This is a genomic window from Bradyrhizobium sp. P5_C11_2, from assembly GCF_054049755.1.
The window spans coordinates 1-3,888 of the sequence record NZ_JBFULT010000647.1; the positions used below are offsets into that span (position 1 = coordinate 1).

General features: G+C 64.3%; 4 protein-coding genes. All 4 read left to right on the plus strand.

All coding sequences use genetic code 11. The features are described from left to right. Window positions 1-27: 27 nt before the first annotated feature. Window positions 28-879: a phosphodiesterase gene (locus ACXJL8_RS36040; protein ID WP_456621925.1), complete on the plus strand. Its 852-nt coding sequence runs from the start codon at window positions 28-30 to the stop codon at window positions 877-879. A 1-nt stretch (window position 880) separates the two neighbouring features. After that, the gene (locus tag ACXJL8_RS36045; RefSeq protein WP_456621924.1) at window positions 881-1,831 is read left to right on the plus strand and encodes a carbohydrate ABC transporter permease; all 951 of its coding nucleotides are present in this window, start codon (window positions 881-883) and stop codon (window positions 1,829-1,831) included. Continuing rightward, window positions 1,828-2,697 (plus strand): carbohydrate ABC transporter permease, encoded by an 870-nt coding sequence (locus tag ACXJL8_RS36050; protein ID WP_456621923.1) that lies wholly within the window; start codon window positions 1,828-1,830, stop codon window positions 2,695-2,697. Before ACXJL8_RS36045 ends, ACXJL8_RS36050 begins: the two co-directional genes overlap by 4 nt. Before the next feature lie 11 nt (window positions 2,698-2,708). After that, window positions 2,709-3,888 (plus strand): extracellular solute-binding protein (locus tag ACXJL8_RS36055; RefSeq protein ID WP_456686540.1); only part of this gene is annotated, 1,180 nt, incomplete at its 3' end.

The following is a 3,888-nucleotide window of genomic DNA, read 5'->3' on the forward strand; positions in this document are numbered from 1 at the left end:
TCCTCCAACAGTCCTGACAAGCGCGCCATGCCCTTCAAATTCATCCACATCACCGACACGCATCTCGCGAACCCGGGGCTGAAACTCTATGGCCTCGACCCGCGCGCCCGGCTGGACGCGGCAATTGCCGACATCAACAAGCACCAGTCCGATGCCGCCTTCGCGGTCGTGACCGGCGACCTCACCCATTGGGGCGAGCCCGAATCCTACGGCAATTTCGCAGACGCAATGGCTGCGCTGAAGATTCCCTACATCGCCATGGTCGGTAATCACGACAAGCGCGTGGCCTGCCTCGACGGCCTGAAGGCCGCTCCGCGCGACCCCAACGGCTTCGTGCAGGGCACCCGGACCACAGAGCACGGGCTGTTCGTCTTCCTCGACACGCTGGACGAGACCAGCCATGCCGGCGAGATGTGCGCCAAACGCCTCGGCTGGCTCGCAAGCACGCTGGCCGCTGCGCCCGCCGACACGCCATTCGTCGTGTTCATGCATCATCCGCCCTTCCCGGTCGGCGTGCACGCGATGGACGAAATCGCACTGGCGCAGAGCGCTGAATTCGCCGAGGTGATCGCGCCCTACCGCTCGCGCATCCGCCATCTCTTCTTCGGCCACGTGCACCGGCCGATCTTCGGCAGCTACGGCAATATCCCGTTCTCGACGCTCCGCGGCACCAACCACCAGGTCTGGTTCGAGCTTGATGCTGCCGCGACCGACCATCTCGCCAGCCACGAGCCGCCGGCCTATGGCGTGGTGCTGATCGACGGCGACAACCTGGTCGTGCACAGCCACGACTTCCTCGACACCAGTCTGCGCTTCCCCTTCGAGCCCCCGGCGGGAGTGGACGGCCGCGACTATGCGCTCAATTTCCCGGCGCGATGAGATGAGCCTCGCTGAACCCGCGGCTCTCCCGGTCGCGACTTCGGCGGCACCGCGCCTGCACGTTCTGAAGCGGTTTTCGAGCCGCTTCAAAGCCTCGTTGCCCGCCTATCTGCTGCTGTTGCCCTCGCTGGTCTTCCTCGCGCTGTTCACCTATGGCGCGATGGGACGCGTCATCATCGACGCGCTCTATCAGCGTGCCACGCCGAAGGCGCCGGTCCGGTTCGTCGGCCTCGACAATATCGCCGCTGTGCTGGCCGACCCCGCCTTCACCGGCGCGGTCGTGAACAACCTCGTCTACGCCGTCGGCACCGCGATCCCCAGCATCGGACTTGCCCTATTGTTCGCGCTGGCGCTGGCTCGCACCAGCGCCGTGAGCAGCGCGTTGCGCGCAGCGCTGTTCCTGCCGGTGCTGATCCCGATGGTCGCGGCGTCCGCGCTGTTCCTGTTCATCTTCCTGCCCAATGTCGGGCTGCTCGACTACTACATCGGCCGGCTGCTTCCGGTGCTGCCGAACTGGCTCGGCGATTCCGACATCGCGCTTTACGCGATCATGGTCATCACGATCTGGAAGAACGCCGGCTATTACATGCTGTTCTTCCTCGCCGGCCTCCAGTCTGTGCCCGAAGACGTGATGGAGGCCGCCCATCTCGACGGCGCGGGCCCATGGCAGCGCATGCGCCACATCATCCTGCCCGAACTCAAGCCCACCTTCCTGTTCGTTATCGTGATCGCCACGCTCAATGCGGTGACGCAGGTCGACCACGTCTTCGTCATGACCAAGGGCGGGCCGTCCAACTCGACCAATCTCGTGCTGTTCTACATCTACCAGCAGGCGGTCGAGCACTACGACATCGGCAAGGCCTCGGCGGCGACGCTACTGACGCTCGCCGCGCTGATGGGCCTCACCGCGCTCTCCTTCCGCACCATGGCGAACCGGGAGGGCGGGCGATGACGCTGATCGACTGGCTGCTCAAGGACGCTCCGCTCGCGACCCGCCGCGAGATCACACCAAAGCTCGGCTTTCTGCTGACCGTGCTGCTCGCGATCGTCTGGCTGATCCCGTTCCTGTGGATGGGTGTGGCGACACTTCGCCCGGCCTCCGAGGGCATCAACCTCATGGCCGAGCTGATGCCGAGCCTGAAGCCGACGCTCGACAATGTCAGGGACGCCTGGGAGATCGGCGATTTCCCACGCTACGCCCTCAACACCACGATCATCTGCACCGGTATCCTCTTGGTGCAGTTCTTCACGATCACGTTGGCGGGCTTTGCCTTTGCGCGGCTCGACTTCGCCGGGAAGTCGTTGATCTTCTACCTGTTCCTGATGCAGCTGATGCTGGTGCCGGTGCTGCTGATCGTGCCGAACCTGCGCATCATCGCGCAGTTCGGTCTCTACGATACGCTTGCCGGCGTGATGATGCCGTTCTTCGCGTCCGCGTTTGGCACGTTCCTGATGCGCCAGGCCTTCGAGGCCATTCCCACGGAGCTCGAGGACGCGGCCCTGATCGACGGCGCCGGTCTCTTTCAGCGCATCCGCCACATCTATGTGCCGCTGTCGATGCCGAGCTTTTCCGCCTTCGCGATCATCTCGGTGACCAGCCACTGGAACGACTTCCTGTGGCCGCTGATGGTGATCAATTCGCCGGACAAGCGGCCGCTTACCGTCGGGCTCTCGGTGTTCACCGCGACCGCGGAGGGCACGCAGGCCTGGGGCACCATCGCCGCCGGCACGCTGATGGTGATCGCGCCGCTGCTCATCACCTTCCTGATCTTCCAGAAGCGATTCATCAGTTCTTTCGTCACCTCAGGCATCAAATAGGAGATTCTTCGATGCTGTTTACCCGCAGGCTCATGCTTGGCCTCGCCATGGCTGGCACTATGGCAGGCGCCCTCGCCGTCCCGGCAATGGCCGAAGGCCCGACCGAGATCGACCTGTTCTTCCCCGTCCCCGTCGACGGCAAGCTCGCCCGCGACATGGGCACCCTGATCAAGGAGTTCAACGAGACCCATCCCGCGATCAAGGCCACCGCCGTCTACACCGGCTCCTATGACGACACGCTGATCAAGACGCGCGCCTCGATCAAGGCCGGCAAGCCGCCGGCTGCCGTGATCATGTCGGCGAACTTCCTGCTCGACATGCAGATCGAGAACGAGCTCACCAATCTCGATCCCCTGATCGCCGCCGACGGCACCACCAAGGACCAGTTCCTCGGCCAGTTCTTCCCGGCACTCCAGGGCAACGCGGTGATCAACCGCTCGGTCTACGGCGTGCCCTTCCACAATTCGACGCCGCTGCTCTACATCAACGCCGACAAGGCCAAGGAAGCCGGCCTCGATCCGAACAAGCCGCCGCAGACCTGGGCCGAGCTCACCGACTGGGCCAAGAAGCTCACCAAGCGCGAGGGCGACAAGGTGACCCAATGGGGCATCGCGATCCCCTGCGCCTACGACTATTGCGGCTGGATGATGGAAACGCTCACCATGACCAATGGCGGGCGCTACTACAACGAGGAGTTCGGCGGCGAGGTCTATTACGACACGCCCTCGATRCTCGGTGCGCTGACCTGGTGGAACGACCTCGTCACCAAGCACAAGGTGCATGCGCCCGGCGCCACGCCCGGTCCGGCCGTCAGCACCTCCTTCATCTCCGGCAATGCCGCGATGATGATGCTGTCGACGGGCTCGCTGACCTATGTGCGCGACAACGCCAAGTTCGCCTACAAGGTCGCGTTCATCCCGCGCAACGTCCGCAACGCCGTGCCGATCGGCGGCGCCTCGCTGATCGTTCCGGCCGGCCTCGAAGCCGACAAGCAGAAGGCCGCCTGGACCCTGATCAAGTGGATGACCTCGCCCGAGAAGAGCGCCTGGTGGAGCCGCGCCACCGGCTATTTCGCGCCCAACATGGCCGCCTACAAGACGCCTGACATGGTCGACTTCCTCAACAAGAACCCGGACGCCAAGACCGCCGTCGAGCAGCTCGACGTCGCAAAGCCCTGGTTCGCGACCTACA

Excerpts from the sequence above, each read along its gene's own strand:
- ACXJL8_RS36040 (WP_456621925.1), top strand. The coding sequence starts at position 28 with ATGCCCTTCAAATTCATCCACATCACCGACACGCATCTCGCGAACCCG.
- ACXJL8_RS36045 (WP_456621924.1), top strand. The coding sequence starts at position 881 with ATGAGCCTCGCTGAACCCGCGGCTCTCCCGGTCGCGACTTCGGCGGCA.
- ACXJL8_RS36050 (WP_456621923.1), top strand. The coding sequence starts at position 1,828 with ATGACGCTGATCGACTGGCTGCTCAAGGACGCTCCGCTCGCGACCCGC.